General features: G+C 60.7%; 23 protein-coding genes. 20 read left to right on the plus strand and 3 right to left on the minus strand.

All coding sequences use genetic code 11. The annotated features are described in order from the left end of the window. Nucleotides 1–6 precede the first annotated feature (6 nt). Nucleotides 7–810, minus strand: coding sequence for a RecB family exonuclease (locus HMPREF2760_RS02755; RefSeq protein ID WP_070520526.1), 804 nt, complete (start codon nucleotides 808–810; stop codon nucleotides 7–9). A gap of 76 nt (nucleotides 811–886) precedes the next feature. On the opposite strand from HMPREF2760_RS02755, the gene HMPREF2760_RS02760 reads away from it, so the two are divergent. From HMPREF2760_RS02760 to HMPREF2760_RS02810, 11 genes are all read left to right on the plus strand, one after another. Then, a complete protein-coding gene (locus tag HMPREF2760_RS02760; protein ID WP_070520601.1) occupies nucleotides 887–2,149 on the plus strand; it encodes a M18 family aminopeptidase in 1,263 nt (420 codons plus the stop codon). Between the two features lie 39 nt (nucleotides 2,150–2,188). Further along, nucleotides 2,189–3,025, plus strand: coding sequence for a tRNA (adenine-N1)-methyltransferase (locus HMPREF2760_RS02765; RefSeq protein ID WP_070520523.1), 837 nt, complete (start codon nucleotides 2,189–2,191; stop codon nucleotides 3,023–3,025). Nucleotides 3,026–3,069: 44 nt separating this feature from the next. Continuing rightward, a complete protein-coding gene (gene arc, locus HMPREF2760_RS02770) occupies nucleotides 3,070–4,644 on the plus strand; it encodes a proteasome ATPase (RefSeq protein WP_070520520.1) in 1,575 nt (524 codons plus the stop codon). Next, nucleotides 4,641–6,185 carry a depupylase/deamidase Dop gene (gene dop, locus HMPREF2760_RS02775; protein ID WP_070520517.1) on the plus strand — a complete coding sequence of 515 codons (1,545 nt, stop codon included), beginning with the start codon at nucleotides 4,641–4,643 and terminating at the stop codon, nucleotides 6,183–6,185. The genes arc and dop overlap by 4 nt, the downstream gene beginning before the upstream one ends. Nucleotides 6,186–6,221: 36 nt before the next feature. Continuing rightward, nucleotides 6,222–6,413, plus strand: a complete 192-nt coding sequence (locus HMPREF2760_RS02780; RefSeq protein ID WP_070520514.1) for a ubiquitin-like protein Pup — start codon at nucleotides 6,222–6,224, stop codon at nucleotides 6,411–6,413. 47 nt (nucleotides 6,414–6,460) lie between these two features. Then, the gene (gene pafA, locus HMPREF2760_RS02785; RefSeq protein ID WP_070520512.1) at nucleotides 6,461–7,843 is read left to right on the plus strand and encodes a Pup--protein ligase; all 1,383 of its coding nucleotides are present in this window, start codon (nucleotides 6,461–6,463) and stop codon (nucleotides 7,841–7,843) included. A gap of 31 nt (nucleotides 7,844–7,874) precedes the next feature. Further along, on the plus strand, nucleotides 7,875–8,864 hold the full coding sequence (locus HMPREF2760_RS02790) for a helix-turn-helix transcriptional regulator (protein WP_070520509.1): 990 nt from the start codon (nucleotides 7,875–7,877) through the stop codon (nucleotides 8,862–8,864). Then, nucleotides 8,857–9,822 (plus strand): helix-turn-helix transcriptional regulator, encoded by a 966-nt coding sequence (locus tag HMPREF2760_RS02795; protein ID WP_070520506.1) that lies wholly within the window; start codon nucleotides 8,857–8,859, stop codon nucleotides 9,820–9,822. Before HMPREF2760_RS02790 ends, HMPREF2760_RS02795 begins: the two co-directional genes overlap by 8 nt. Before the next feature lie 83 nt (nucleotides 9,823–9,905). After that, entirely contained in the window at nucleotides 9,906–10,169 is a 264-nt protein-coding gene (gene tatA, locus HMPREF2760_RS02800; protein ID WP_070520503.1) for a Sec-independent protein translocase subunit TatA, read from the plus strand. A 188-nt stretch (nucleotides 10,170–10,357) separates the two neighbouring features. Continuing rightward, nucleotides 10,358–11,347, plus strand: coding sequence for a twin-arginine translocase subunit TatC (gene tatC / locus HMPREF2760_RS02805; RefSeq protein WP_070520500.1), 990 nt, complete (start codon nucleotides 10,358–10,360; stop codon nucleotides 11,345–11,347). Between the two features lie 98 nt (nucleotides 11,348–11,445). Then, nucleotides 11,446–14,259: a DEAD/DEAH box helicase gene (locus HMPREF2760_RS02810; protein WP_070520497.1), complete on the plus strand. Its 2,814-nt coding sequence runs from the start codon at nucleotides 11,446–11,448 to the stop codon at nucleotides 14,257–14,259. Here the strand turns inward: HMPREF2760_RS02810 and HMPREF2760_RS02815 are convergent. Beyond that, nucleotides 14,256–14,885 carry a serine protease gene (locus HMPREF2760_RS02815; RefSeq protein ID WP_232755548.1) on the minus strand — a complete coding sequence of 210 codons (630 nt, stop codon included), beginning with the start codon at nucleotides 14,883–14,885 and terminating at the stop codon, nucleotides 14,256–14,258. The two genes, HMPREF2760_RS02810 and HMPREF2760_RS02815, sit on opposite strands and share 4 nt — an antisense overlap. Nucleotides 14,886–14,930: 45 nt before the next feature. Here HMPREF2760_RS02815 and HMPREF2760_RS02820 point away from each other — a divergent pair, with 45 nt between their 5' ends. Further along, on the plus strand, nucleotides 14,931–16,055 hold the full coding sequence (locus HMPREF2760_RS02820; RefSeq protein WP_070520494.1) for a M24 family metallopeptidase: 1,125 nt from the start codon (nucleotides 14,931–14,933) through the stop codon (nucleotides 16,053–16,055). Further along, the gene (locus HMPREF2760_RS02825) at nucleotides 16,055–16,801 is read left to right on the plus strand and encodes an SDR family oxidoreductase (RefSeq protein WP_070520492.1); all 747 of its coding nucleotides are present in this window, start codon (nucleotides 16,055–16,057) and stop codon (nucleotides 16,799–16,801) included. The genes HMPREF2760_RS02820 and HMPREF2760_RS02825 overlap by 1 nt, the downstream gene beginning before the upstream one ends. On the opposite strand, the gene HMPREF2760_RS02830 is transcribed toward HMPREF2760_RS02825, so the two are convergent. Continuing rightward, complete coding sequence (locus HMPREF2760_RS02830; protein ID WP_070520490.1) at nucleotides 16,798–17,637, minus strand: cobalamin biosynthesis protein; 840 nt, start codon at nucleotides 17,635–17,637, stop codon at nucleotides 16,798–16,800. The genes HMPREF2760_RS02825 and HMPREF2760_RS02830 overlap by 4 nt on opposite strands. A gap of 70 nt (nucleotides 17,638–17,707) precedes the next feature. Between HMPREF2760_RS02830 and HMPREF2760_RS02835 the strand changes: the two genes are divergently transcribed. From HMPREF2760_RS02835 to HMPREF2760_RS02865, 7 genes are all read left to right on the plus strand, one after another. Then, nucleotides 17,708–18,280, plus strand: coding sequence for an FxsA family protein (locus tag HMPREF2760_RS02835; RefSeq protein ID WP_070565285.1), 573 nt, complete (start codon nucleotides 17,708–17,710; stop codon nucleotides 18,278–18,280). After that, a complete protein-coding gene (gene lnt / locus HMPREF2760_RS02840) occupies nucleotides 18,280–19,767 on the plus strand; it encodes an apolipoprotein N-acyltransferase (RefSeq protein ID WP_070520484.1) in 1,488 nt (495 codons plus the stop codon). The genes HMPREF2760_RS02835 and lnt overlap by 1 nt, the downstream gene beginning before the upstream one ends. A gap of 28 nt (nucleotides 19,768–19,795) precedes the next feature. Continuing rightward, nucleotides 19,796–20,671, plus strand: coding sequence for a polyprenol monophosphomannose synthase (locus tag HMPREF2760_RS02845; protein WP_070520481.1), 876 nt, complete (start codon nucleotides 19,796–19,798; stop codon nucleotides 20,669–20,671). 218 nt (nucleotides 20,672–20,889) lie between these two features. Then, nucleotides 20,890–22,020: an ABC transporter ATP-binding protein gene (locus HMPREF2760_RS02850; protein ID WP_070520478.1), complete on the plus strand. Its 1,131-nt coding sequence runs from the start codon at nucleotides 20,890–20,892 to the stop codon at nucleotides 22,018–22,020. 99 nt (nucleotides 22,021–22,119) lie between these two features. After that, on the plus strand, nucleotides 22,120–23,364 hold the full coding sequence (locus tag HMPREF2760_RS02855; RefSeq protein WP_070520475.1) for a DUF4032 domain-containing protein: 1,245 nt from the start codon (nucleotides 22,120–22,122) through the stop codon (nucleotides 23,362–23,364). Nucleotides 23,365–23,729: 365 nt separating this feature from the next. After that, the gene (locus tag HMPREF2760_RS02860) at nucleotides 23,730–25,061 is read left to right on the plus strand and encodes an ABC transporter substrate-binding protein (RefSeq protein WP_070520595.1); all 1,332 of its coding nucleotides are present in this window, start codon (nucleotides 23,730–23,732) and stop codon (nucleotides 25,059–25,061) included. A gap of 173 nt (nucleotides 25,062–25,234) precedes the next feature. Beyond that, nucleotides 25,235–26,080 (plus strand): carbohydrate ABC transporter permease, encoded by an 846-nt coding sequence (locus tag HMPREF2760_RS02865; RefSeq protein ID WP_070520471.1) that lies wholly within the window; start codon nucleotides 25,235–25,237, stop codon nucleotides 26,078–26,080. The last annotated feature ends 1 nt before the right edge of the window (nucleotide 26,081 follow it).

The following is a 26,081-nucleotide window of genomic DNA, read 5'->3' on the forward strand; positions in this document are numbered from 1 at the left end:
CGCCGTCTACGAGGCCCGGTCCGGCCACCCGGGGTACTCGGGTGGCGTGCCGCCGAAGGCGGGGCATAGGTGTTGGAAAGAACACCAGCCACAGAGCTTCGAGGTCTTGGGCCTGAAGTCACCGGACTTGCCATCGCCTTCGATCTTGGCCCAGAGCTCACCCAGGTCGCGCTCGAAGTACTCGAGCTCCTCCGGCCCCGGCGTGAGGAACATCGAATCCAGGACCTTGAGGTACATCAGCCGCAACTGCGTGGGGATGGTGCCGAGCAGCCGCCAGTACACCAGCGCGTAGAAGTTCATCTGGAACTGCGCGTCCTGGGAATAGCGGGGGAGCGGCTTCTTTCCCGTCTTATAGTCCACCACGCGTACCTCGCCGGTGGGGGCAACGTCGACGCGGTCGATGAACCCACGGACAGGAACACCGTTCGGCAAGACGGTATCGACGTACATCTCGCACTTGTGGGCGTCGAAGCCTTGGGGGTTTTCCATCTGGAAGTAGCCCTTGACCAGTTCGCGCGCCTCGACGAAGAAGTCCAGCTCTTCGGGCTCCGGCACCAATTCACGCAGCTCGGGGTCTTTGTCCAGCATCACCGCCCATTCGGGCTTAATCATCTTCACCGCGGCTGGGTACTCACGTTGCTCGCGGGGCAGCTGGTGCATCTTTTCTAGGACTGCGTGGACCAGCGTTCCCTTCACCTGGGCCTTCGTCTTGGGCTCGGGCAACTTGTCAATAGCCCGGAAGCGATAGAGCAGCGGGCATTGTTTGTAGTCGGAGGCACGGGAAGGAGAGAGGGCTAGTCGTTTCGGCATAGTGTTTCTCAGCCTAGCGCATAGCCCACCGCGAACCTTCCCGCATCTCCCGACCGTCCGTGGCAAGCTAGATGGCATGAGCACTACGCAAGAGTTTCTTGATTTCATCGCCGCGAGCCCCTCGTCCTATCACGCGGCTGAAGAGGTGGCGCGCACGCTCGTCGCCGCCGGCTTTAGCCGCCAAGATGAGTCTGCCGAATGGTCAGCTGCACCAGGCGGCCACGTCATGGTCCGGGGTGGTGCGGTCATGGCATGGTATGTCCCCGAAGGCGCCGGCCCGGATTCCGGCTTCCGCATTATCGGCTCCCACACCGATTCGCCCGGCCTGGCGCTCAAGCCCACCCCGGACTTCGATTCCGCAGGGTGGCAGCAGGTAGCCGTCGAGGTCTATGGCGGGGTGCTTCTCCACAGCTGGTTCGACCGCGAGCTCACCGTCGGCGGCCAGGTCATCACGAAGGATGGCAGCCGCCACTTGATCAATACCGGCCCCTTGCTGCGCTTGCCTTCCTTGGCGATCCACCTCTACCGCAAAGATGAGTTCAAGCCGGATCGCCAGCGCCACATGCAGCCGGTGCTCTCCGTGGGTACTCCGGAGACGTCGGTGATGGGGGTCGTCGGCAAGCAGCTTGGCGTAGACCCAGAGGATATCGCTTCCTTCAACCTGATTACCGCGGATGCCCAGCGCGGTGAGGTCTTTGGCGCCGGCGAAAAGCTCATCGCTGCCGGGCGCATGGACAACCTTTCTTCCGTTCATGCTTCGCTGCGTGCCCTGCTCGCTGCTGCAAAGAACGCCGACTCCATCGAGCACAAGGACGTCCTCGTCATGGCGGCCTTTGATCACGAAGAGGTGGGCTCCTCTTCGCGCTACGGCGCAGGTGGCCCGATCCTGGGGGATATCCTGACCCGCACCGCCCGTGCCCTCGGCGCGAACGAGGAGCAGCGTTTCCAGATGTTTGCGCGCTCCAGCTGTGTCTCGGCCGACGCCGCGCACTCCGTGCACCCCAACTACGCCGAAAAGCACGATCCCACGCATCACCCGATCATCGGCCAAGGCCCGGTGACCAAGATTAACGGCAACCAGCGCTATGCTTCCGACGCTAATACCGTGGCCCTGTGGGAATCTGCCTGCCGCCGTGCGGGTGTTCCGGTCCAGCGCTTCGTGGGAAATAACGATGTCCCGTGTGGCTCCACCATCGGGCCGATTTCTGCCACCCGTCTGGGCATCCCCACCGTTGATGTGGGAGTGCCGATGCTCTCGATGCACTCGATCCGTGAGCTGGTAGGCGAGCGCGACCAACTATGGCTTGGTGACGCCCTTGAGGCATACTTGGTTGGTTAATCCTTCTTGCCCCTAACTTTGTGAAAGGTTTTTCACGCTATGGCTTATTCTGGCCCCTTCCGCTACGGCGACCGCGTGCAGCTCACGGATGCCAAGCGGCGTCATTACACCATCGTCCTCGAGGAGGGAGGCCAGTTCCATTCGCACAAGGGCATCATCAACCACGATGACATCGTCGGCATGGATGAGGGCTCCGTCATCGATTCGACGCTGGGCAGCTCCTTCCTCTTGTTCCGCCACCTCATGGTGGATCACGTCTTGTCGATGCCGCGCGGTGCTGCGGTGATTTACCCCAAGGACTCCGCGCAGATCCTGGTCGAGGGCGATATCTTCATGGGTGCGCGCGTGCTGGAAGCCGGCGCCGGTTCCGGAGCACTCTCAATGACCCTCTTGCGCGCCGTGGGGCCAGAAGGCCACGTTTTCTCCTATGAGGTGCGCGATGATCACTTGGAATACGCCGTGAACAACGTCGCCGAATACTTCGGTGAGCAGCCCGAGTGGTGGAGCCCGCGGCTTGGCGATTTGGCCGATGTGACCGTCGAGGAGCTCGGCGGCCCCGTGGATCGCGTCATCTTGGACATGCTCGAACCCTGGGAGCACCTCGAGAAGGTGCGCGATATCCTCATCCCGGGCGGCGTCTTCATGACTTATGTGGCCACCGTGCCGCAGCTGATGAAGGTGATGGAGGGAATCCGCGAGCTGAAGTGCTTTACGGAGCCGCGCGCCTGGGAGTCCCTCGTGCGTGAATGGAAGGTGGAGGGCTTGGCCACCCGCCCGGAGCACCGCATGAACGCGCACACCGCGTTCCTGATCTGGACGCGTCGGCTTGCCGACGGCGTCACCCCGCCCCGCCCGCAGCGCCGCGCCCGAAAATAAGCCCCGAGGCTTAACGTGGCGCACCGCGCGCTAGGGTGGATTCTATGAACGATGCCACTCATTCCCAGGAACTTGGCCAGCACCGCCGCCAGATAGAGCAACTGGCTGAGCGCAATGCCAAGCTTGCTGCCCTGTTGAAGGATGCGCGCACGAAGCTTCAGCAGATGCTCGCGGAGGTGGACGCTCTTGCAGAGCCTGCCTCCACGTACGGCGTCTTTCTTGGCTATTCCGGGCGCGCACACGATTCGCGCCGCGATGCTGAGGTATACACCAATGGCCGCGCCATGCGGGTGAAGATTTCTCCGAACCTGGAGCCAGGCTCGTTAGAAGTCGGGCAGCAGGTCCGCTTGGGCGAAGGATTCGTGGTGGTGGAGGGCTGTGCCCCGGTGAATACCGGCGCGCTGGCGACGCTCCAGGAGCGCCTAGGCACCGACCGCGCGGTGGTTATCAATTCCGCGGGCGAAGAGCAGGTGGTGCTGCTCGGCACGATGCTGCGCGATACCGTCCGTGCCGGCGATACCCTCCTGGTCGAGCCGAAATCAGGCGTGGCCACCGAGCGCGTGCACAAGACTGAAGTAGCGCAGCTCACGCTGGAGGAAGTCCCGGACGTATCCTACGAGGACATCGGTGGTTTGGACGAGCAGATTTCGCTCATCCGCGATTCGGTCGAGTTGCCTTTCCTCCACCCAGAGCTCTACCGCCAATACGATCTCCAGCCGCCGAAGGGCGTGCTGCTCTATGGCCCACCTGGCTGTGGCAAGACGCTCATCGCCAAGGCGGTCGCGCATTCTCTGTCGGCGTCCCTGGGCGCTACTGCCCCCAGCTACTTCCTCAACGTGAAGGGCCCAGAACTGCTCAACAAGTTCGTGGGTGAGACTGAGCGCCGTATCCGCCTCATCTTTGAACGCGCCCGCGAGCTTGCCTCCGAGCCCACTGCTGATGGTAGCCAGCGGCCGGTCATCATCTTCTTCGATGAGATGGAATCCATCTTCCGCACGCGCGGCTCCGGTGTGTCCTCCGATATGGAAACCACCGTCGTCCCGCAGCTGCTGACGGAATTGGATGGCGTCGAGAAGCTCAGCAATGTCATCGTCATCGGTGCCACCAACCGCGAGGAGCTCATCGACCCCGCCATCATGCGCCCGGGGCGCCTCGACATCAAGATCCGCGTCAACCGGCCCACCAAGCAGGGCGCGCGGGAAATCTTTGCGCGCCACTTCCCGGAATCAGTCCCGCACGAGGGCGAGCTTTCCCAGCTCATCGATACCGCAGTGGAGGATCTCTACGCGGAGCGCCCCTTCGTCACGCTGCACTTCTCCAACGCGGATCCTCGCGTGCTGCACTACCGGGACTTCGTCTCCGGCGCGATGATCGCCAACATCGTCTCCCGCGCAAAGAAGTTGGCTATCAAGGAGGCTTTGGACGAAACCAACGCTGCGGAGGGTAAACAACCCGCAGGCATCACCGCCGCGCACCTGCACCAGGCCATTGCTGCCGAGCAGGCTGAATCGGAATACGTACCGACATCCGCCAACCCGGAGGAGTGGGCCAAGATCGTCGCCGGGACCTCCGCCGGCGCGCATGTCACCGGGGTCGAATTGATGGGAGTAAAACCTTGAGCCGTGTCCTAGGAACCGAAACCGAGTACGGAATCTCCACGCCGTCGAACCCGGCGTTGTCACCAATCGTGACGTCCACGCACGCGGTAGTGGCCTATGCCGCCCTGCATACCGGTGCGCGCTCCCGCTGGGACTTTCGGGAGGAGCACCCGCTGCGCGATAGCCGCGGCTTCGATCTCAAGCGCTACCACACCGTGCCCGTGGTGGACCCAAACGCGCTGGGCGTGGCCAACGTGGTCACGGCCAACGGAGCCCGCTTCTACGTCGATCACGCCCACCCTGAGTATTCCTCTCCGGAGTGCACCAATGCCTGGGATGCGATGCTTTATGACGCCGCCGGCGACCTCATCCTGCGCCGCGCTGCAGATGCCGTAGCATCTCTGACTGCCCAGGGCACGTCAGTACTGGCCACGCACGATCCCTGCCCGCCGCTGAAGTTTTACAAGAACAACGTGGACGGCAAGGGAGCTTCCTATGGCAGCCACGAAAACTACCAGTACTCCCGGGAGACTGATTTCGACGACATCGCCCAAGGTCTGATCCCGTTCTTCGTCACCCGTCAAGTGGTCACCGGTGCTGGCCGCATGGGCCTGGGCGCTGATGGTGAGGAACCAGGCTTCCAGATCTCGCAGCGCGCGGACTATATCGAGCAGGAGATTTCCCTGGAGACCACGCTCAACCGCGGCATCATTAACACCCGTGATGAACCGCATGCGGTGGCAGAGGACTTTGGCCGCCTGCACGTCATCATCGGTGATGCCACGATGGCCCATACCTCGACGCTGCTCAAGCTGGGTATGACGTCACTGGTGTTGGACGCCATTGAGGAGGGCGTTGACTTTAGTGACCTGCGCCTGAAGGACCCCGTGGCAGAGGTCCAGCGAGTTAGCCGCGACCTCACCCTGACTCATCAGCTGGAGCTTCACGACGGCCGCCGCCTCACCGCCCTCGAGATCCTCGCCGTCTACCGGGAGCGGGTCACTGCGACCTCAGAGTCAGATGAGAAGGTTCTTGCCGCCTGGGACGAGGTCGTGTCGCTCTTGGCGGACAACCCGTTGAAGGCGGCCCATCTGCTGGATTGGGTAGCCAAGTACCGCTTGATTAAGGGATACCTCGACCGTGGCGTGGCTGCAGATGACCCGAAGCTGGCGCTCATCGATCTGCAGTACACCGATATTGACCCGGCCAAGTCCCTCTACCACGCGCTCGTGCGCAAGGGCCAGATGCGCACCTTGGTCAGTGAGGAGGAGATTGCTGCGGCCGGCGACACCCCGCCCACGGATACCCGCGCTTATCTGCGCGGACACGCCACCCGCATGTTCGGCGAAGACGTCCTGGCCGCATCGTGGCAGTCACTAACCTTCCGAATTGGTGAAGCCGAGGGCGCCAACTCGGGAGCCGCCTGCGTGGCGCTCGATGACACCACGCGGCTCGGACAGGACGAAGTGGGAACCTTGCTGGAATCTGCAGACAGCGCCGCCGATTTCGTCGACGGTTTGCGCCAGCTCGGGGTGCGAATCGAGTACCCTACACTGTATTAGCGCAGCAAACCTCCACTCGCGAAAGGAGCTCTGACAATGAGCGGACAGCAGTCTCAGATCAATGCCGGCGGCGGCAACGGTGAGGGAGGAGACTCACAAGAGTTCGACGCTGGACAAGTCAGCATCAACAGCGCCGGAACCGATGATCTCCTCGATGAGATCGATGGGCTCCTGGAATCCAATGCCGAGGAGTTCGTGCGCTCCTACGTCCAAAAGGGCGGCGAATAAAGGTGGAACAGCGCTCCGGTAGCGCCCCTGTCTACGCACGGCGGATCATGGGCATCGAAACCGAGTACGGAATCACGGCGAGTGCTTCCCATGGCCAGCGAGTCATGTCCCCGGATGAGATAGCTCGCGTGCTTTTCCGGCCCATCGTGTCGAAGTACTCCTCCTCGAACATCTTTAGCCCCAACGCCTCGCGCCTCTACCTCGATGTCGGCTCCCACCCGGAGGTCGCCACCGCTGAATGCGATAGCCTGAGCCAGCTCATCGCGTACGAGCGCGCTGGCGATGCCATGGTCAACCGCATGGCCGTACAGGCGGAGGAAGCCTTGGCTGCGGAGGGGGAGAAGCGCGCCGTCTACTTGTTCAAGAATAACGTCGATTCTGCGGGCAATTCCTACGGCTGCCACGAGAACTACCTCATTGGCCGCCACGTGGTGCTCAAAGACCTCGGCAAGGCCCTCCTGCCGTTCATGATCACCCGCCAGCTCATTTGCGGCGCCGGGATGATTAAACCTGCCAAGGGCGACGAGCCTGCGCGTTTCGTGCTTTCACAGCGCGCCGACCAAGTGTGGGAGGGCGTGTCCTCTGCGACGACTCGCTCACGCCCCATCATCAACACCCGCGATGAACCGCATGGTGATTCGAAGCGTTTCCGCCGCATGCACGTTATCGTCGGCGACTCCAACATGGCGGAGCCCACGATGGCGCTCAAAGTAGGCTCCACGCTGCTCATGCTGGAGATGCTAGAGGCTGGCTTTGAGGTACCGGAGCTTTCGGTGCTTGATCCAATTCAGCACATCCGCACCATCGCGCTCGATTCCACCGGCCGCACCGAGCTTCCGCTCGAGGGAGGCGGCAACACCACCGCGCTCGCAATCCAGCAAGAACTGTGTGCCGCCGCAGAGCGTTGGCTGGAGCACCGCGAGGACACCGGGACACCAACGGCTGAGCTCGCACGCGTCGTCGATCTCTGGAAGCGCACCCTCCAGGCCATTGACACACAAGACTTTTCCGCGGTCGACCGCGAGATCGATTGGGTGATTAAGCGCGGCCTGCTGAACCGCTACCGCGAGCGCCTGGGCGGAGATTGGGCGCACCCCAAGCTGGCCCAGATTGACCTGACCTACCACGACATTCGCCCTGGGCGCGGTCTCTACAGCGTGCTGGAGCAGCGCGGCATGGTGGAACAGTGGATCGATGATGCAGCAATCAATGCCGCCGTCGATACCGCACCGCAGACCACCCGTGCCAAGCTGCGCGGCGAGTTCCTCGCCGTTGCCCGCGAGCTCAATGCCGCTGTGACGGTGGATTGGACACGGATGAAAGTCAACCGCCCAGAACCCATGACCGAAGAGTTCTCCGACCCCTTCGTATCCGAGGACCCGCGCTTAGACGGGTTGTTAGACTACATGCGTTCGCACCAAGGTGCTTAAGGCCCCGAACCTCAACAAGGAACCTGCCATCATGCCGTCAGCAGATCGCACTGCGGCTCGGACACCAGTCCGAGATCGAGCCATCGAAAGGCTCACCAACCTCGCCTTTGCCCTCCACGGCGCAGCGCACCAAGGCGGCGTTCCCGACCGCAGCGCTGCCTGGATTCGCACCAACGTCGAGGGTTATCAATCCCGCAGCGACGAGGCCTTTCAGAAGCAGCTTTCCCGCGACATTGTGACGCTGCAACGCGCCGGAGTGCCGGTGGTGCACAGCAGTGGTGTGGAAGGCTCGCTGTATCGCCTTGATCCTGAGAGCTACCAGCTGCCTCCCGTGGACTTCACACCCGAGGAAGCCATGGTGTTGGGCGTTGCCGGAGGGATTGGCACCCCGGGGGGCTTGAGTGATTTCAGCTTGTCCGCGTGGACCAAACTCGCAGCCTCGGGAGCCTCCCGCGACTTGCGCGGTGCGCCCGTCTACACCGCCGTCAACGACATGACCAGGCTGAGCCCAGAGCTCGTCACCGGGGTGATTACCGCCGTGCGCGCGGGGCTGCGCATTTCCTTTGATTACTACGCCACGCCCTCAGCCAAGCCGGTTCGCCGCCACATGGATCCCTGGGGCCTAGTCAACCACCGTGATCGCGTTTACCTCGTCGGGTGGGATGTGGACCGCGAGGCACCTCGTACTTTCCGCGCTACCCGCGTGGACAACGTCAGGCGCTCGCGCGCTGCGGCCACCCACCTCGAGCCCACCGCGCCGCTGCAAGATCTCGTCGTGGAAGCGCTTGACCGGGGAGACACCGTCGATGCCCTCCTTGAGGTACCAGATGGCCAGGCCGCGGAGCTTGTCGATGCCGGACGCAGACGCGCGGATGGCCTCCTTGCGCTGACGGGCGTGCGCCGCGATTGGCTAGTGCGCACCGCCGCGGGATATGCACCAGATGTCGTGGTGATTGAACCGACAGAAGTTCGTTCAGACATCGTCGCGCTCTTGAGTGGGGAGGAATCACACCATGGCTGATCAGCCACGCAAACTGCAGTCTCTTGTTCGCTCCCTCAACCTCATCCCATACCTGCGCAACCACCCAGGGTTGACCCCGATGGAGGCGGCCGAGGATTTGGGAATGACCCCCGCTGAGCTTAAGGATGCCGTCGATAGGCTCTTCTGCTCCGGGGTGGGCCGCAATACTGAGGACCTCATCGACTTAAGCTTCAGCTACCGCGATGGCATCGAGATCTACAACGACCAGGGCCTGACCCAGGCCCTGCGCTTGACCCCAACGGAGGCCGGCGCGTTGTTGCTGACGCTCGAGTCCCTTGAGGCAATGCCGGGGCTTGTCGACGTCTCCGCAGTCCATTCCGCCGCCGCGAAGCTGCGCGAGATCATGGATGAAAAGACCGCCGCCATCTACGATTCCCTGGCCACAACGGATCCGGAGGAATCTCAGGTGCAAGCGGCGCTGGCGGGGGCCGTCGACAAGCGCCGGCAGGTCCGTTTCACCTATTGGAGCATGTCCTCCAACCGCACCAGCGAGCGCACCGTGCACCCAGCACGAATCTTCATCGTGGATGGAGAACCCTATTTGGTGGCCTGGGACGAATCGGTAGGGGAGCACCGCACGTTCCGCTTGGACCGCATGAGCGATGTTGAGGTGCTTGACGCAACCGCAACCCCGCACCTGCGCAAGCTGGACTTCAACCCCGATTCCCCCTTTGGCCTAGATCACACTCTCGTTGCGCAGCTGGAGATTAACCAAGAATTCACCTGGCTAGCAGAACACTACGACATCACTCTCGGCAAAACACTAGAAAATGGGCGGATAGCTGCGACGATGCCCGTCGGATCTGAAGCATGGTTTAGCCGTTTCGCTCTCGGTCAAGCCGACCGATTGCGGGTCGTGGGGCCGCAGAAGCTCGTCGACGCCATTTCGGAACATAGAAAACGGGCGTTGGAGCGTTATACTCAACTGCCAGACTAAGAGCTCTCCTGTGTGCGCCCCGTGCAGCGCTGCGCTGCATGGAAGCGTACGCTTCATCAACCTAGAAAGAAGGGGCACCCTCAATGACCGTGGGACCTTTGGAAATCGGCCTTGTCGTTCTCGTTATCGTGCTGTTGTTCGGCGCCAAGAAGCTGCCGGAGCTAGCTCGTTCGATGGGCCGCTCCATGCGCATTTTTAAGTCCGAAGTCAAGGAGATGAAGGAGGAGAACAACACTCCCGAGCAGCAGGCCCAAATTGCTGCATCGAAGAAGAACGATGAGGACTTCTGGAACAGCCCGGAAATGCAGCCGCGCGCATCCAAGCCGGTTGATGGAAATCAGAACTAATCATCTTTCTCGGTAGGCACACCACGCTCAAGGGACTTGGAACTCCAAGGGAGTGTGTGCCGCTGTGGGCTTTCTAGGGAGGCATTGCATTGAGTACCGCGAGTACACCGCCGAATCCCGCGTCTAGCGCACGCAAGCAAAAGTGGACCTCAAAGCTGCGCCGCAAGCCCAAGAATCCTACGGGGGAGATGACCCTAGTCCAACATCTCCAAGAACTGCGTCGGCGCATCGTGATTTCCTTGCTTGCTCTCGTGGTAGGCACCATCATCGGATTCATTTGGTATCAAAACGCTCCGTTTAATATGGCGCCGCTAGGCGAGATCTTGCGTGGGCCCTATTGCTCGCTGCCTGAGGAAAAGCGCATCTCTTTCACCGCGGATGGCGAATGCCGCTTGCTCGCCACCAGCCCCTTCGAAATGCTGCTGCTGCGCCTCAAAGTGGGCGCGTTGGCTGGCGCAGTAATGTCCTCACCGGTGTGGCTCCATCAAATATGGGCATTCATTGTGCCCGGTCTGCATAAGAACGAGCGCCGTTTCACCTTCTTTTTTGTCTCCACGGCGGTAGTTCTCTTCGTGCTTGGCGCGCTTCTTGCCTACTTCATCCTTTCCGTGGGTTTGGAGTTCCTCATGGGCATGGGCTCGGAGTACCAGACCGCGGCACTAACCGGTGAGCGCTATTTCTACTTCCTGCTGACGTTGCTCCTCATCTTCGGCGTGAGCTTTGAGATCCCACTACTCGTGGTATGCCTCAATGTGATAGGTGTCCTGGAATACGATGACGTCAAGGACAAGCGCCGCATCATCATTGTCGCCATCATGATCTTCGCTGCGGTGGTGACACCCGGCCAAGAACCTTTTTCGATGTTGGTCTTGGCCGGTGCCCTCGTACTCCTCGTGGAATTGGCCTTCCAGTTCTGCCGCATCAACGACAAACGCCAGAAGCGCCAGCGCCCAGACTGGATGGATCTGGATGATGAAACAGCCTCGTCCTTGGACGAAGGTCCGGGTGCCATAGGTGCACCAACTCCGGTGTCTGCATCAACGAGCGTTTCTGCGTCTTCGCGGCCGGTATCTTCCAGGCCTGTTCCCCCGACCTCGACGGGTGAAGCTCCGACACCGCAGCCTCAACAGAGGAACACTCAGCCCCCGCAGAGCGGCTTCTTCGACGACGTTCTGTAGGATTGTCAGCCTTCTTAGGTACCTTGTTCAAACGTTCCCGCTTGGCGCCGGGGACCGTCGCGCTAGTTCGCGGTACCTGACAGGTACCCTGGGGACTTATGACACTGACGCATCTGGACGAGTTCACTCAAGCCCTGCCGTACTCACTGGATGACTTCCAGATCGAAGGATGCCAAGCAGTTGAAGCGGGCCACGGAGTCTTGGTCTGTGCTCCCACCGGCGCGGGCAAAACGGTCGTTGGTGAGTTCGCCGTGTCCCTGGCGCTGCGCCAGGGGACCCGCTGTTTCTACACCACCCCTATCAAGGCGCTGAGTAACCAGAAGTACCACGACCTGGTTGAGGCACACGGCGAGGATGCCGTGGGGCTGCTGACGGGTGATGTCTCCATCAATTCTTCCGCGGACATCCTCGTGATGACCACTGAGGTTTTGCGCAACATGATTTATGCGGGCTCAGGCGCATTGGATCGCTTGACCCACGTGGTGATGGATGAGATCCACTTCTTGGCGGATGCCTCGCGCGGCGCGGTATGGGAAGAGGTCATCCTCAACCTCGAGGAACATGTTTCCATCATCGGTTTGTCGGCAACGGTGTCCAACTCCGAGGAGTTCGGCCGGTGGCTAACCACCGTGCGCGGAGATACCAAGGTCATCGTTACCGATAAGCGCCCCGTCCCGCTGGACCAGTGGATGATGGTGGGACGCAAGATCTACCCACTCTTCGAGCCTGATTCAGGCGGCCAGGTCAATGCTGAGTTGGCGCGCCGTATCCAGCGCCTAGAAGCAGGAGACAGCGATAACGGCCGCGCAGACTATGCACAAAACCGCGCGAGCTTCCGTGCACGTGCCCGACACAAAGGCGGAGGACGCAACGACCGAAACAAAGATCGGCGCAGCGGCGCACCCCGCGCGCAGGACCGCTACCGGCCGCTGGGTCGTCCAGAGGTACTCAAAGAACTGCAGTCAATGGAGATGCTGCCGGCGATTACCTTCATCTTTTCCCGAGCGGGCTGCGATGGCGCTTTGTATCAGTGCCTGCGCTCCCGCATGGTGTTGACCTCCCAAGAGGAGACAGCTGAGATTAAGGCCATCGTCGATAAGGGCGTGGAAGGCATTCCGGAAGAAGACCTCAAGGTTCTTGATTTCAAGCGCTGGCGCGAGGCGCTTTCGCGTGGCTTCGCCGCCCACCATGCGGGTATGCTGCCAGCTTTTAGGCACATCGTGGAGGAGCTCTTCGTCAAAGGTCTGGTTCGTGCGGTCTTTGCCACCGAAACCCTTGCCCTAGGAATCAATATGCCGGCGCGCACGGTGGTCCTTGAGAAGCTCGTGAAGTTTAACGGCGAGGCACACGTGGACCTGACACCGGGTCAGTACACGCAGCTCACCGGCCGCGCGGGCAGGCGTGGCATCGATACCTTGGGCAATGCCGTCGTGCAGTGGGCACCCGCCATGGATCCCACCGCGGTGGCGGGCCTCGCATCGACCCGCACTTATCCGCTCATCTCTACCTTCGAACCCGGCTACAACATGGCCATCAACCTGCTGGGCATGCTCGGCTTCGATGACTCTCTGCGCCTGCTGGAGAAGTCCTTTGCGCAGTTCCAGGCGGATGGTTCCGTCGTGGAAGAAACGCGCGAGATTGAGCGCGCTGAGCACCGGGTCCGTGAGCTTCGGGCACAGTTGGATCAGGCCGTAGATAACTTGGCACCACCGACAATTGATGGTGAAGACCCGGCGGAGATCCTCATGGACTATATGAGGCTGCGCCGCGCACTGACTGAGGAGGAAAAGTCAGCGCGTGCCTCCAAGAAAGAAGAGAGGAGCAAGGAGGTCGCGGCGGTCCTTGCCCGCTTGCAGGTGGGTGAGGTCATCGCTATCGCAACGAAGAAGCGACCAACCCTGGCAGTTGTCATCACCCCAGCAAACCAGACCGCCGATCCACGCCCCTGGGTCACCACGGAGACCGGGTGGTCAGGCCGCATCGATGCAGCCGGTATAGATAATCCGCCAATTGTGGTCGGCCACATGAAGCTGCCGCGTGCGGCGCAGAAGAATCCGCGTCGGCATACCAAGTATGTTCAGGATGCCTTCAAGCGCGACTACTACAAGCGGCCTAAGAAGATGCGCACTGAGCCGCGCAATCGTCCCAACAAGAAGATCGCGCAGCTGCGCGATGCCCTCCGCGAGCACCCGGTGCACAATTGGCCGGCGACCGACCGCGAGCAGCTGGCCGGTGTGGCCCAAAAGCTCGCCCGACGCGAGCGCGAGCTCCACAAGTTGGAAGCCAAGGTGGAGCGCGCCACGGATACCCTCGGCCGCACTTTCGAGCGCATCGTGGACCTGCTGGCGGAAATGGATTACGTGGAGTTTGAAGGCTATGGCGAGGACCGCGAGCCGGTCATCACGGACGAAGGCGAGCGCTTGGCCAAGATCCATTCCGAATCCGACCTACTGGTGGCACAATGCCTCAAGCGGGGTATCTGGAATGACCTTGACCCGGCAGAGCTGGCCGGCGTTGCCTCCCTGTGTGTCTTCGAAAACCGCAAGGCCACCCGCGGCGAACCAGGTGCGGCTAGCGACGACATGGCGGACGCCATGAACGCAACGTGGCGCATCTACACGGAGCTTGTCAGCGATGAGAAGCGCCATAATCTGCCACAGACCCGTGAACCGGAGCCCGCCTTCGCGCTGGCGATCCACCAGTGGACGGCGGGCGCACCCTTGGCCTATTGCATGGCCGCTGCCAACGAGTCCGGCGCAGAGCTGACTCCAGGCGACTTCGTCCGTTGGTGCCGCCAGGTCATCGACCTGCTCCAGCAGGTAGCCAAGACAGGCTACGAAGAAGAGATTCGCCGCAATGCCCGGCGCGCCATTGACGCGATTCAACGAGGCGTTGTCGCCATCGGCGCTTAATTTCCTTCGACCAAGTCCAGCATCGCGGAGGCTGCCGCCGCGATGGCCTTGCGGTGGGGCGCGACCAGCGCCACCGTGGCTAGCTTCAGGTTTCTCCCCAATGGGTTGAGGATGAGGGCTTGTGTGCCGATGATGGCGGCGTCGACAAGCGCTGGCCCACCCGAGTCACCCTTGACTGCCGGAATCGTGTTGAAGACAAATCCGGCGGGGGAGACAGTGGTGTGGAAGTCGATGGACCACGTGCGAAAGAAGGGCAGTAGAAACAACCCCGTTCGCTTCTGTGCGCGACGGGACTTTCCGCCATATCCCCAGGTGTTGACTGGCGCGCGAAAATGCGGTGTGCTTTTAGCGAGCCCCGGAAGGTCCCGGGGCGGTGCTGGTATATCAAGCAGGCACACAGCTATATCGGTCCCGTCAATCGTGCGCACGGCGGTGATCCGCCGGTTGAACCCGCCACTGACTTTGTAGTGTTCACCACCGCCCACGCCATCGCGAAAGAAGTGCGCACAGGTCAGAACTAGCCGGGTTCGCTGCTGGGAGCGGGGGTTTAAGGATGCATCGATGAGCACACCCGAGCAATAGCTACCGCGGGTACGGATCTTGACGGCTGCGGGATAGGAATTCACGGCGCCCAGCTTAACTGGACGAAGGCGAGCGGTAGGCTAACTGCCATGACTGATTATGCTTCCCGCTTGGACCGCGCCCGCGCGATTGCCGCTGCCAAGGGTATCGATGTATTGCTCGTGGGTACCGGCGCAGAGTTCGCTTATCTTACGGGTTCCTGGGTCTCTTCCCATGAGCGGTTGACGTGCCTGGTCATCCGTCCCGAGGCCAAACCGATCATCGTCGCACCCAGCACCGACATTGAATCGCTTCAAGGCGTTGCTGCCCAGCTAGTGGGATGGAGTGACGGGCAGGACCCTTATGCACTGGCCTTAGACGGTACGCATCCCACCACCGTGGCTGTGGGCTCTTCGCTAACTGCGGACCACGTATTGCGTTTCCAGTCCACGATTCGACGCCAAGTCGAGCCGTCTTCGCTCACTTCGACGGATGCTCCACATGTGGAGTATGTGCTTGCTACCGAGGCGCTGGCTGGGCTCTTTAGCCGCAAGGACCCAGATGAAGTCGCGGAGCTGCGCGCTGCGGCAGTGGCTATCGATGCCGTCCATGCAGAGGTGCCACGTCTCCTGCAGCCTGGCCGCACTGAGGCCGACGTAGCGGCAGATTTGCGCGAGCTTATCTTGCGCGAGCACAAAGAGGTGGACTTCATCATCGTTGGTTCCGGCCCGAATGGTGCGAACCCGCACTATGACTACGGGGAGCGCGAACTCAGCGCTGGTGATCCCGTGGTGGTGGATATCGGGGGCACGTTGCCCTCCGGCTATCACTCTGATTGCACACGCACCTACGTGGTAGGCGCAGATCCTTCTGCGGCGCCTGCTGATTTCCAGGAAGCCTATGCGGTGTTGGAAGAGGCCCAAGCTGCCGGGCGAGCTGCTGCACGGCCCGGGGCGACTGCCCAGGAGATCGACCGTGCGACACGCAGTGTGATCGAAAGCGCCGGCTGGGGTGAGTACTTCACGCACCGCACCGGACATGGCATCGGCTTGTCGACGCACGAGGAGCCCTTCATCATGGAAGGAAACGAGCTGGAGCTTGCAGAGTCCATGGCCTTCTCGATCGAACCTGGTATCTATGTACCCGGAAAATGGGGCATGCGTCTCGAGGACATCGTGGTGACCACCGAGTCCGGCTACGAGTCTTTGAACCAAGCTCCGAGGGGGTTGCGTTAATGGGCGCGCTATTGATTCTTGGTGGGCGCAGCGATATTGGCGGCGAGCTTGCACGCCGGTTGTGCGCAGGCCGCCCGGTAGTACTTGCCGCGCGGGGTGAGCACGGCATGGATGAGCTCACCTCAGAGCTTCTGCGCAACGGAGCAACGTCCGTTCACACGCTTTCCTTCGATGCCGCGGATGTGTCCTCCCACCGCGCAGTTATCGAGCAAGCTGCAGCGCTCGCGGGTGAGGACATCACGACGGCGGTTGTCGCCTTCGGAATCTTGGGTGACCAGGAGCAAGCTGAGCACGACGAAGCCCATGCCTTCGACATCGCTCTGGTTGATTATGCCGCGCAGGTATCTATGCTCACCGTGCTGGCCGACGTCATGAAAAGAGGCCATATCGTGGCCTTTTCCTCCATTGCGGGCTGGCGTGCACGGCGGGCCAACTATGTCTATGGCTCAACCAAGGCTGGCCTCGATGCCTTCTGCCAAGGTCTGGCGGATCGCCTGCAGGGCAGCGACCTAGCGCTGATCACCGCGCGCCCCGGTTTCGTTATCGGGTCCATGACACAAGGGATGAAACCCGCGCCCCTGTCGGTGACACCTGACGTAGTCGCACAAGCTGTGGTCAAGGCCGTCGAATCCTCGTCGGGTTCGCGGCCGGTGTCCCGCACGCTGTGGATCCCACGGACGCTTCAGCTGTTGGCCTGGGTCATGAAGCTTGTCCCGCGCCCCATCTGGCGGCACATGCCGCGCTAGCGATGTCCGAGCGCGGGGGAATTGGCATCGAAGATGAAGCCGCGCGGAGCAAGGACGCGGAGCACGACGTCCGCATCGCCCTCCGCCAAATCGTGGATGACCAAGCCCTGCCACGGAGTAACGGTGATCGCTGCTCCCAGCTGAGCAATGAGCCCTGCGTACTCTGCGGGCAACACGCCATCTTGGAGGCCCGCGCCGAGATCGACGCGGCCGGGCGCAGTGTGTTCGGTTAACCAACCAATGGGCACATCCGATTGCGCGAGTCCGGCAGGTGTAGCCGAGGACAACCGGTCAATGGCCTCTGGATTCTCAGCGGAGACCTCGTCCACGTAGTCCACGAGCTGCGAAATCGCGTCGCATAATCCCAGCGCCGGTCCAGTTGCTGCCCCCTCACGGATGAGGCGTGCGGAGTCGGCTTCCTCGACCTGCCCTGCACTGCCGCCGGATAGTTGGAGTCCCGCCGCCACGCCGTGTGCGAGGAGATCGCCAGCTCCACCATCGACGCCGAAGACCGCAGCGCGGGTGATAGCCGGGGAGGTTCCTTCCTCTTCAGATAAGGCATCAGCAACGCGCTGCGCTACCCGGCGCGCCTGAAGAGAGAGGGGAGAGGCCAAGACGTGGGCAGCGGCGGTGGGGAGGGGGACGTCGCCAAGCGCCTGCTCGTTACTCACGCCGCGCACACTGATAACACTGTGCTGCTCTAGGTACACATAGCCATCGCCATGTTCACGGGCGGCCTGGCCCAGTGCTAACCACTGCTCGGGCGTGACGACGCCGCCGGCGGGGTGGAAGCGCATGGTCTCGGATTCAGGATGCTTCGACTCAGTGAGGGACATGGTGCGCAAGTTTAATCGTTACGGGAGGGTCGCCAGCGAACCGGCAGGTCCAGCAAGTATGGTGGGCTGCATGCCGTTTCTTCTGTTCATCGCGTACATCCTCCTCGAAACCCTGGCGTTTTGGGCAGTCGCCGAGTGGATCGGTGTGCTGTGGGCGCTGCTTGCTTTGGCGTTAACCATGCTGTTCGGGATGACGATTGCCAGCTGGGAAGTGCGCCGCATGATGGCCAGCCGCATCCGGCAGACCGAAGACGGCGTCTATGTGATGGAGGATCCCACCCCAGGCAAAACGGCCGGCAATGTTGGTCTGACCATGGTGGGCGGCATCCTGCTTTCGCTGCCTGGGTTCGTCTCCACTGTTTTTGGCGCTCTGCTCATCTTTGCGCCCACGCGCTCCATAATCCGCACGCTCCTTGCCGCATCGATGTTCAAAAAGATTGAGGACATGGGCGTGCGCGTGTACGAGGCCTCGCCCATGTCGCAGCACCGCGATTCCTATGGTTCCTTCGGCACTGTTGGTGGCAATACAGCCGGCAGCGGGATGGATCAGTCAGGCCAATCGCACGAAGTCTTGGATGAAGAAGAAATCCGCTCGTGGACTCAACACGTTAAGCCCGAGGACTTCGAGGACGGAAGCAAGTAGTGCTCCCCATATTCGCGCGGCTTGTTCTTGCCGCTCTGTCGGGCGCGGTCACGTATCTTTCGGTGGAACCACGCGGCTGGTGGGCCGCGGGGATCATTGGGATGGCCATGCTGGTGGCAGCGCTGGCGCCGTGGAGAAAGCCCCTGCATCTAGGATGGGCAGTACTCATCGCCATAGTCCATAGCGCTGTCTTGTACCTCTTCACGCTGCCGTGGATTGGTGAGCTCGTGGGCAACATGCCTTATATTGCGCTCGCTATCTTCCTCTCGCTGTACAGCATCCTCCTCGGCGTCGGTGGGGCAGCACTGCTGCGCTTGCGCTATGGGTTCGCGCTCTTTCCCTTTTTCTACGTGGCGGTGGAAATGCTGCGCTCCTCCGTACCTTTTGGAGGCTTTGCCTGGGTGCGCCTGGCATGGGGTCAGATCGAAGGACCGTTGGCCAACCTCGCCCCGTGGGGTGGTCCCGCGCTCATTACTTGTGCGGTCGTCTGCATGGGCGCGGGTCTGGTGGGGCTTGCGCGCGCGCCACGGTTGGCCTGTGCCCTCTTAGCGGTGCCGTTGCTTGCCGGACTTGTAGCTGCGCAGGGCGTGAATCGCCCTAGCCATACCACGGGTACTGTGACGGTAGCCGCTGTCCAGGGAAACGTTCCGCGGCTTGGCCTCGACTTCGCCGCGCAGCGCCGCGCGGTGCTGGATAACCACGTCCGCGTCACCGAACAGGCAGCCAAGGATGGTGCACGGCCTGACATCGTCATCTGGCCGGAGAACTCCTCCGATATCAATCCTTTTGCCAACGACGACGCACGGGCGCTTATCGACGCCGCCGCCCACGACATCGACGCCCCCATCCTCGTCGGCACGTTAACGCGCGATGAGGTCGGTGCGCGCAACACCATGCAGGTATTCAACCCGGATGGATCGGTGGGGGAGCATCACTACAAGAAGTACCTGCAGCCTTTTGGCGAAACGATGCCGATGCGTGACTTCTTTGCGCGGATTACCGATTTGGTGGATCTCGCAGGCGACATGAAACCCGGTGACGGGCCAGGAATGGTGACCATGGCCGGAACTGCGGTCGGCGTTGCCACCTGCTACGAGGTGAGCTTTGACCAGGCCTTTCGAACCGCGATTAACAACGGGGCGCAGATTCTCACGACGCCAACAAATAACGCCACGTTCAGTGATTCCGATATGACCTACCAGCAGTTGGCCATGAGCCGTCTGCGCGCCATGGAAGCAGATCGCGCCGTCGTTGTGGCGGCCACGTCAGGGGTCTCGGCCATCGTGCACCCAGATGGTTCCGTGAGCCAGGACAGCGGCATCTTTGAACCGGCTTATCTCGAAGAAGAGCTTCCGCTCCGAGAGGGGCGTACATTTGCGGTGCGTTATGGTTCGCTCCTGCAGTGGCTCATGACTATTATTGGAACGGTCTGCGCGCTGTACGCGATCTATTCCACCCGCTTGTCCGGACGGCGCAGCGCGCCTTAAAGCAGAAACCAAAAGGAGCAAGGAACTAGTGAGCTCGACCCGCGAATCTACTCTGGTCATCATCCCCACCTACAACGAGATTGAGAACCTGCCGCTGATTACCGGCCGCGTGCGCAAGGCCACCCCGGAGGTTCACATCCTGATCGTGGACGATAACTCCCCGGACGGCACCGGAGAGGCCGCGGACAAGCTGGCCGCCGAGGATTCTCACCTGCACGTCCTTCACCGCGAGGGCAAGGGCGGCCTCCTCGGCGCCTACATCGCCGGCTTCGAGTGGGGCCTGGAGAAGGACTACCAGGTGCTCTGCGAGATGGACGCGGACGGCTCCCACGCCCCGGAGCAGCTGCATCTCTTGCTCGAGGAGATCGACAAGGGTGCTGACTTGGTGATCGGTTCTCGCTATGTGCCGGGTGGAGAGACTGTGAACTGGCCGGCCAACCGCGAGCTACTGTCCCGATTGGGCAACAAGTACATTTCGGTGGCGCTGGGCGCTGGCATCAACGACATGACCGCTGGATACCGCGCCTTCCGTCGCGAACTGCTAGAGCACCTCGACTTTGAGGAACTATCCAACGCCGGCTACATCTTCCAGGTAGATGTTGCCTTCCGCGCCATCAAGGATGGCTTCGATGTCCGCGAGGTTCCGATTACCTTCACCGAGCGCGAGCTGGGCGAATCCAAGCTGGACGGCTCCTTCGTCAAGGATTCCCTGCTCGAGGTGACCAAGTGGGGAGTCGCTCACCGCTCCGAGCAGGTCAGCGACTTCACCTCGGAAGTATCCAAGATCACTTCCCGCACAGTGAAGGATATGGAGCTTGGTTCCAAGGCCGCCACGGCTAAGAATGCCGTGTCTGACTTTGTGTCCGAGGTATCCAGCCTGGTTAAAGGAATGCTCAGCCGTTAAAATCCAGTCTCTCCAAGGAAAGGCACGCTGACCTTTCGAGCCTCGCATAAGGCAAACAAGCCCGAAAACCTGTCATGGTTTTCGGGCTTTTGCGGTAATAACCACCACCAGTGCTAATGTCGTAGGTGGCACTTTATCTGGTGCACAGTGACTTGCTTCACTTCATTCTCACACTACGGATCGTTCGGCACGTACCTGCCGATGGAGGAGAGTATGCTATGGCAACCGTAACGTTCAAAGATGCGTCCCTGACCTACCCAGGCGCTAAGGAACCCACCGTCAAGAAGTTCAACCTGGAAATCGCCGATGGCGAATTCCTCGTCCTCGTCGGCCCCTCCGGCTGCGGTAAGTCCACGACGCTGCGCATGCTGGCCGGCTTGGAAAACGTCACCGACGGTGCCATCTACATCGGCGACAAAGACGTCACCCACGTTGCCCCGCGTGACCGAGATATCGCCATGGTCTTCCAGAACTATGCTCTCTACCCGCACATGACCGTGCGCGAGAACATGGGCTTCGCCCTGAAAATCGCCGGCAAGTCCCAGGACGAAATTAACAAGCGTGTCGACGAAGCCGCCGCCACCCTGGGTCTTACCGAATTCCTTGAGCGCAAGCCGAAGGCCCTGTCCGGCGGTCAGCGTCAGCGTGTTGCCATGGGCCGCGCAATCGTGCGTAACCCGCAGGTCTTCCTCATGGATGAGCCGCTGTCCAACCTCGATGCCAAGCTGCGCGTGCAGACCCGTACCCAGATCGCAGCCCTGCAGCGCAAGCTTGGGGTTACCACCGTCTACGTCACCCACGACCAGACTGAGGCCTTGACCATGGGTGACCGCATCGCTGTACTGAAGGACGGTTACCTTCAGCAGGTTGGCGCACCCCGCGAGCTCTACGACCGCCCCGCCAACGTCTTCGTCGCCGGCTTTATCGGCTCCCCGGCAATGAACCTGGGCACCTTCTCTGTCAAGGACGGTAACGCAACCTCCGGCCATGCTCGTATCAAGCTTTCCCCGGAAACTGTCGCTGCGATGACGCCGGAGGATAACGGTCGCATCACCATCGGCTTCCGCCCAGAGGCCCTCGAAATCATCCCCGAGGGCGAGTCCACCGATCTCTCCATCCCGATCAAGCTTGACTTCGTGGAAGAGCTTGGTTCCGACTCCTTCCTCTACGGAAAATTGGTGGGCGAAGGTGATCTCGGCTCCTCGAGCGAAGACGTTCCCGAGTCGGGCCAGATCGTCGTTCGTGCAGCTCCGAACACTGCGCCTGCCCCGGGCAGCATTTTCCACGCACGCATCGTGGAAGGCGGCCAGCACAACTTCTCGGCGTCGACTGGCAAGCGCCTCCCTTAAGCCCATATGCCGGCTGACCCGCGGAACATGTCGCGAACGTCAGCACGGCTGTGGCAAAGCTCTAGGCCAAAATCAGCAAAGAAGGTGGAGTGACTCGACATGAAAGAGTCCATGAGCATCACCTCTTCGACGTACGCGTCGGCATTGCTGGCGTTGCCTTGGGATACGCCCCTGGAACAGTGGCCCGATGATCTCATCGCCGCACTGCCCAGGGGCATTTCCCGGCATATCGTGCGTTTCGTGGGGATCAATCGCGGCATCGTCGCAGTCAAGGAGATTGGTGCGCGTACCGCTCACCACGAGTACAAGATGCTGCGTGAGCTGCAGCGCCTCGGCGCTCCCAGCGTGCGTCCCGTTGCAGTCATCACGGGACGCCAGCCGGCTGTAGAAAGCTACGGAGAGCTCACCGCAGCTCTGGTGACTGAACACCTAGAGTTTTCTCTTCCGTACCGCGAGATCTTCTCGCGGCACCTGACAGTCGTCGAAGCGGAGAAGCTCATCCGTGCCTTGTCGGTGCTTTTGGTGCGGATGCACTTGCTGAATTTCTACTGGGGTGATGTATCGCTGTCGAATACCCTTTTCCGGCGTGATGCCGAGACTTATTCGGCCTATCTTGTCGACGCCGAAACAGGGGAGTTCCAGCCCAATCTCTCCGAGTCACGCAGGCTTTACGACGTCGACATCGCCCGCGTCAACATCATCGGTGAGCTCATGGACTTGCAGGCAGGTGAATGCCTAGATCAAGATATCGATGTTATCGCCCTCGGAAGCTTGGTCGAGAGTTCCTACCTTGAATTGTGGACAGAGCTGACCGCCGAAGAATCCGTAGATGCCAGCGAGTACTGGCGCGTTTCCGAGAGGATCGACCGCCTTAACCAGCTGGGTTTCGACGTGGGGGAGCTCAAGGTCACCAAGGACGAGTCGAAACAGGTCGTGCGCATTCGCCCTGTGGTAGTCGATCCCGGCCACTATCGTTCGGAGTTGTTGAGCTTGACAGGGCTGAGCGTCGAGGAGCACCAAGCGCAACGCCTATTGGGCTCTATCCAGGCCTATCAGGCCATCGAGTGCGGCCCTCATGTTGGGCTGACCCAGGCGGCGCACTTGTGGATGACACACGAGTATGAACCGACCATTGCTGCGGTTCCCGTCGAGATGCTCCACAAGCTGGAACCGGCACAGATCTTCCACGAGATCGTTGACCACCGCTGGTTCCTCGCCCAAGAGAGGGGAGAAGCCGTAACCCTCCCGGAAGCCACGGCGTCCTATCTCTCTTCCGTATTGCCCGCCCGCCGCGACGAGGCTCGGCTGCTTCAGACGCCGGCACCGAATGACGACTTGTCATAACCGCCCGTGTGCCCCAACACCGCTCAATAGCTCAAGTCTATCGAGCCGCTCTCAGCCGTTTCTTATATCGTTTTGTATGTTTTAGGCCCGATTGCCCCTTAAATGGGGAGCGATCTCATGCCCGAATATGGATATAGTCACAATCGGGCGTTTTAGGCCCGATTTCTTTTGATCGTGTGGAATACCTCACTAAGGTAGGAGACAGGCTAACCAGTTCATAGTCGGATAGTGACCAGCTATGGACCAACTGGTAGCACTGGGCAAGAGCCTTTGTCATGGAGGATCGCCCAGACATAACCGCATACGAGCCGGTTGTCTATCTACGGCTCAACATCCCGCTTTTCATCAAGAAAGATGAGGACCACATGAAGCGTCTTACTCGCATCGCATCCATCAGCATGGCTTCCATGCTGGCCGCCGCAAGTCTCGTCGCCTGCTCAGGCTCTACTGACGACGAAGGCGATGTCTACTTCCTGAACTTCAAGCCAGAACAGGATGCCGCTTACCAGGAGATCGCAAAGGCTTACACCGAAGAGACCGGCGTCAAGGTCAAGGTCGTCACCGCAGCCTCCGGCTCCTATGAGCAGACCCTCAAGGCTGAGATCGGCAAAGATGAAGCACCGACCCTCTTCCAGGTCAACGGCCCGGCTGGTTTCATCACCTGGCAAGACTACATGGCAGACATGTCGGATACCGAGGTAGCTAAGCAGCTCACCGATGACATCCCGCCACTGACCACTGAAGATGGAGAGGTACGCGGCGTCCCGTTCGCTGTCGAGGGCTTCGGCATCATCTACAACGACGAGATCTTCGACAAGTACATCGCCACCTCCGGGGCAAAGATCAAGTCCACCGATGAGATCAAGAGCTACCAGAAGCTCAAGGAAGTCGCCGAGGACATGCAGGCGAAGAAGGACGAGCTCGGCATTGAGGGCGCCTTTGCCTCCACCTCACTGACCTCCGGCGAGGACTGGCGCTGGCAGACACACCTGGCCAACGCTCCGATTTGGCAGGAGTACCAAGACAAGGGCGTCGAGGACACCAACGAAATCGACTTCTCCTATAACAAGGAGTACAAGAACCTCTTCGATCTCTACCTGGACAACTCCACCGTCGAGAAGTCTCTTGCCCCGTCTAAGACGGTCTCTGACTCCATGGCTGAGTTCGCTCAGGGCAAGGCCGCCATGGTCCAAAACGGTAACTGGGCATGGTCCCAGATTTCCGAGACCTCCGGCAACGTAGTCAAGGAAGACAAGATCAAGTTCCTGCCGATGTACATGGGCCTGCCGGATGAGGAGAAGCACGGCATCAACGTCGGTACCGAAAACTACTTGGGTGTGAACTCGGAGGCTTCCGAGGCAGACCAGAAGGCTACCAAGGACTTCGTGGACTGGCTCTTCACCTCCGATGCCGGCAAGGAGCACGTGGTTAAGGACCTTGGCTTCATTGCCCCGTTCAAGAACTACTCCGCAGAAGACACTCCGAATGACCCGCTGGCAAAGCAGGTCGCGGAAGCTATCGACAACGAAGACCTCACCACCTACCCGTGGAACTTCCAGTACTTCCCGTCACAGCAGTTCAAGGATGACTTCGGCCAAGCCCTGTCTCAGTATGCCTCCGGCACCCTGAAGTGGGATGACGTCGTCAAGCAGTTCAAGGACAACTGGGCTGCTGAAAAGGAATCCAACTGGGGCTAAACCTTTAGTCCCATCCCCTCGCCATCCGCCTTCCCAAACGGAGGGCGGGGAGGGGAGTAGGTGAGAGGCATGGCACGTACTCGTCAGTTTGTTCCACGCCCCTCAGCCCCCCTCTCCTCGCCGCCATCCTTTGGGAAACGCGTGGCACCACCTGAATTTAAGGTTTCACCACCATGCAAGCAACGCTGAAGAAATACTTCCCAGTCTTTGTCTTGCCCACCCTTCTGGCATTCATGATTGCCTTCTTGGTGCCGTTTATCGTGGGTTTCTTCCTCTCCTTTACGAAATTCACCACCATCACTAACGCCAAGTGGGTTGGCATCGACAACTACGTCAAAGCTTTCTCCCAACGCGAAGGATTCATCTCAGCCTTCGGTTTCACCGTCCTCGTGGTCATCGTCTCCGTGATCACCGTCAACGTCTTCGCCTTCCTCTTGGCGTGGATGCTGACCCGCAAGCTTCGCGGAACAAATTTCTTCCGCACGGTCTTTTTCATGCCGAACCTCATCGGCGGCATCGTCCTGGGCTATACCTGGCAGACCATGATCAACGCCGTGCTTTCGCACTATTCCACGACTATTAGCGCGGACTGGAAATTCGGTTACGCCGGCCTCATCATGCTGCTGAACTGGCAGCTGATCGGCTACATGATGATTATCTACATCGCCGGTCTACAAAACGTCCCGCCGGAGCTTCTCGAGGCCGCTGAGCTCGATGGTGTCAACAAGTGGGAAATGCTGCGCCACGTCACCATTCCGATGGTCATGCCGTCAATCACCATTTGTCTCTTCCTGACCTTGTCGAATTCCTTCAAACTCTTCGACCAAAACCTTGCACTGACCAACGGTGCACCTGGCGGACAAACTGAGATGGTCGCCCTTAACATCGTCAATACGCTGTTCAACCGTATGAACGTCGAGGGCGTGGGGCAGGCCAAGGCCGTCATCTTCGTCGTCGTCGTGGTCGTCATCGCGTACTTCCAGTTGCGCGCGACCCGCTCCAAGGAAATCGAGGCTTAAG

The sequence above is a fragment of the Corynebacterium sp. HMSC065D07 genome, assembly GCF_001810695.1.
GTDB lineage: Bacteria > Actinomycetota > Actinomycetes > Mycobacteriales > Mycobacteriaceae > Corynebacterium > Corynebacterium hesseae.

Excerpts from the sequence above, each read along its gene's own strand:
- HMPREF2760_RS02795 (WP_070520506.1), top strand. The coding sequence starts at position 8,857 with ATGGCTGATCAGCCACGCAAACTGCAGTCTCTTGTTCGCTCCCTCAAC.
- arc (WP_070520520.1), top strand. The coding sequence starts at position 3,070 with ATGAACGATGCCACTCATTCCCAGGAACTTGGCCAGCACCGCCGCCAG.
- HMPREF2760_RS02790 (WP_070520509.1), top strand. The coding sequence starts at position 7,875 with ATGCCGTCAGCAGATCGCACTGCGGCTCGGACACCAGTCCGAGATCGA.
- HMPREF2760_RS02755 (WP_070520526.1), bottom strand. The coding sequence starts at position 810 with ATGCCGAAACGACTAGCCCTCTCTCCTTCCCGTGCCTCCGACTACAAA.
- HMPREF2760_RS02760 (WP_070520601.1), top strand. The coding sequence starts at position 887 with ATGAGCACTACGCAAGAGTTTCTTGATTTCATCGCCGCGAGCCCCTCG.
- tatA (WP_070520503.1), top strand. The coding sequence starts at position 9,906 with ATGACCGTGGGACCTTTGGAAATCGGCCTTGTCGTTCTCGTTATCGTG.
- HMPREF2760_RS02850 (WP_070520478.1), top strand. The coding sequence starts at position 20,890 with ATGGCAACCGTAACGTTCAAAGATGCGTCCCTGACCTACCCAGGCGCT.
- HMPREF2760_RS02860 (WP_070520595.1), top strand. The coding sequence starts at position 23,730 with ATGAAGCGTCTTACTCGCATCGCATCCATCAGCATGGCTTCCATGCTG.
- HMPREF2760_RS02765 (WP_070520523.1), top strand. The coding sequence starts at position 2,189 with ATGGCTTATTCTGGCCCCTTCCGCTACGGCGACCGCGTGCAGCTCACG.
- HMPREF2760_RS02855 (WP_070520475.1), top strand. The coding sequence starts at position 22,120 with ATGAAAGAGTCCATGAGCATCACCTCTTCGACGTACGCGTCGGCATTG.
- HMPREF2760_RS02835 (WP_070565285.1), top strand. The coding sequence starts at position 17,708 with ATGCCGTTTCTTCTGTTCATCGCGTACATCCTCCTCGAAACCCTGGCG.
- HMPREF2760_RS02865 (WP_070520471.1), top strand. The coding sequence starts at position 25,235 with ATGCAAGCAACGCTGAAGAAATACTTCCCAGTCTTTGTCTTGCCCACC.
- tatC (WP_070520500.1), top strand. The coding sequence starts at position 10,358 with ATGACCCTAGTCCAACATCTCCAAGAACTGCGTCGGCGCATCGTGATT.
- pafA (WP_070520512.1), top strand. The coding sequence starts at position 6,461 with ATGGGCATCGAAACCGAGTACGGAATCACGGCGAGTGCTTCCCATGGC.
- HMPREF2760_RS02820 (WP_070520494.1), top strand. The coding sequence starts at position 14,931 with ATGACTGATTATGCTTCCCGCTTGGACCGCGCCCGCGCGATTGCCGCT.
- HMPREF2760_RS02830 (WP_070520490.1), bottom strand. The coding sequence starts at position 17,637 with ATGTCCCTCACTGAGTCGAAGCATCCTGAATCCGAGACCATGCGCTTC.
- HMPREF2760_RS02825 (WP_070520492.1), top strand. The coding sequence starts at position 16,055 with ATGGGCGCGCTATTGATTCTTGGTGGGCGCAGCGATATTGGCGGCGAG.
- HMPREF2760_RS02810 (WP_070520497.1), top strand. The coding sequence starts at position 11,446 with ATGACACTGACGCATCTGGACGAGTTCACTCAAGCCCTGCCGTACTCA.
- HMPREF2760_RS02780 (WP_070520514.1), top strand. The coding sequence starts at position 6,222 with ATGAGCGGACAGCAGTCTCAGATCAATGCCGGCGGCGGCAACGGTGAG.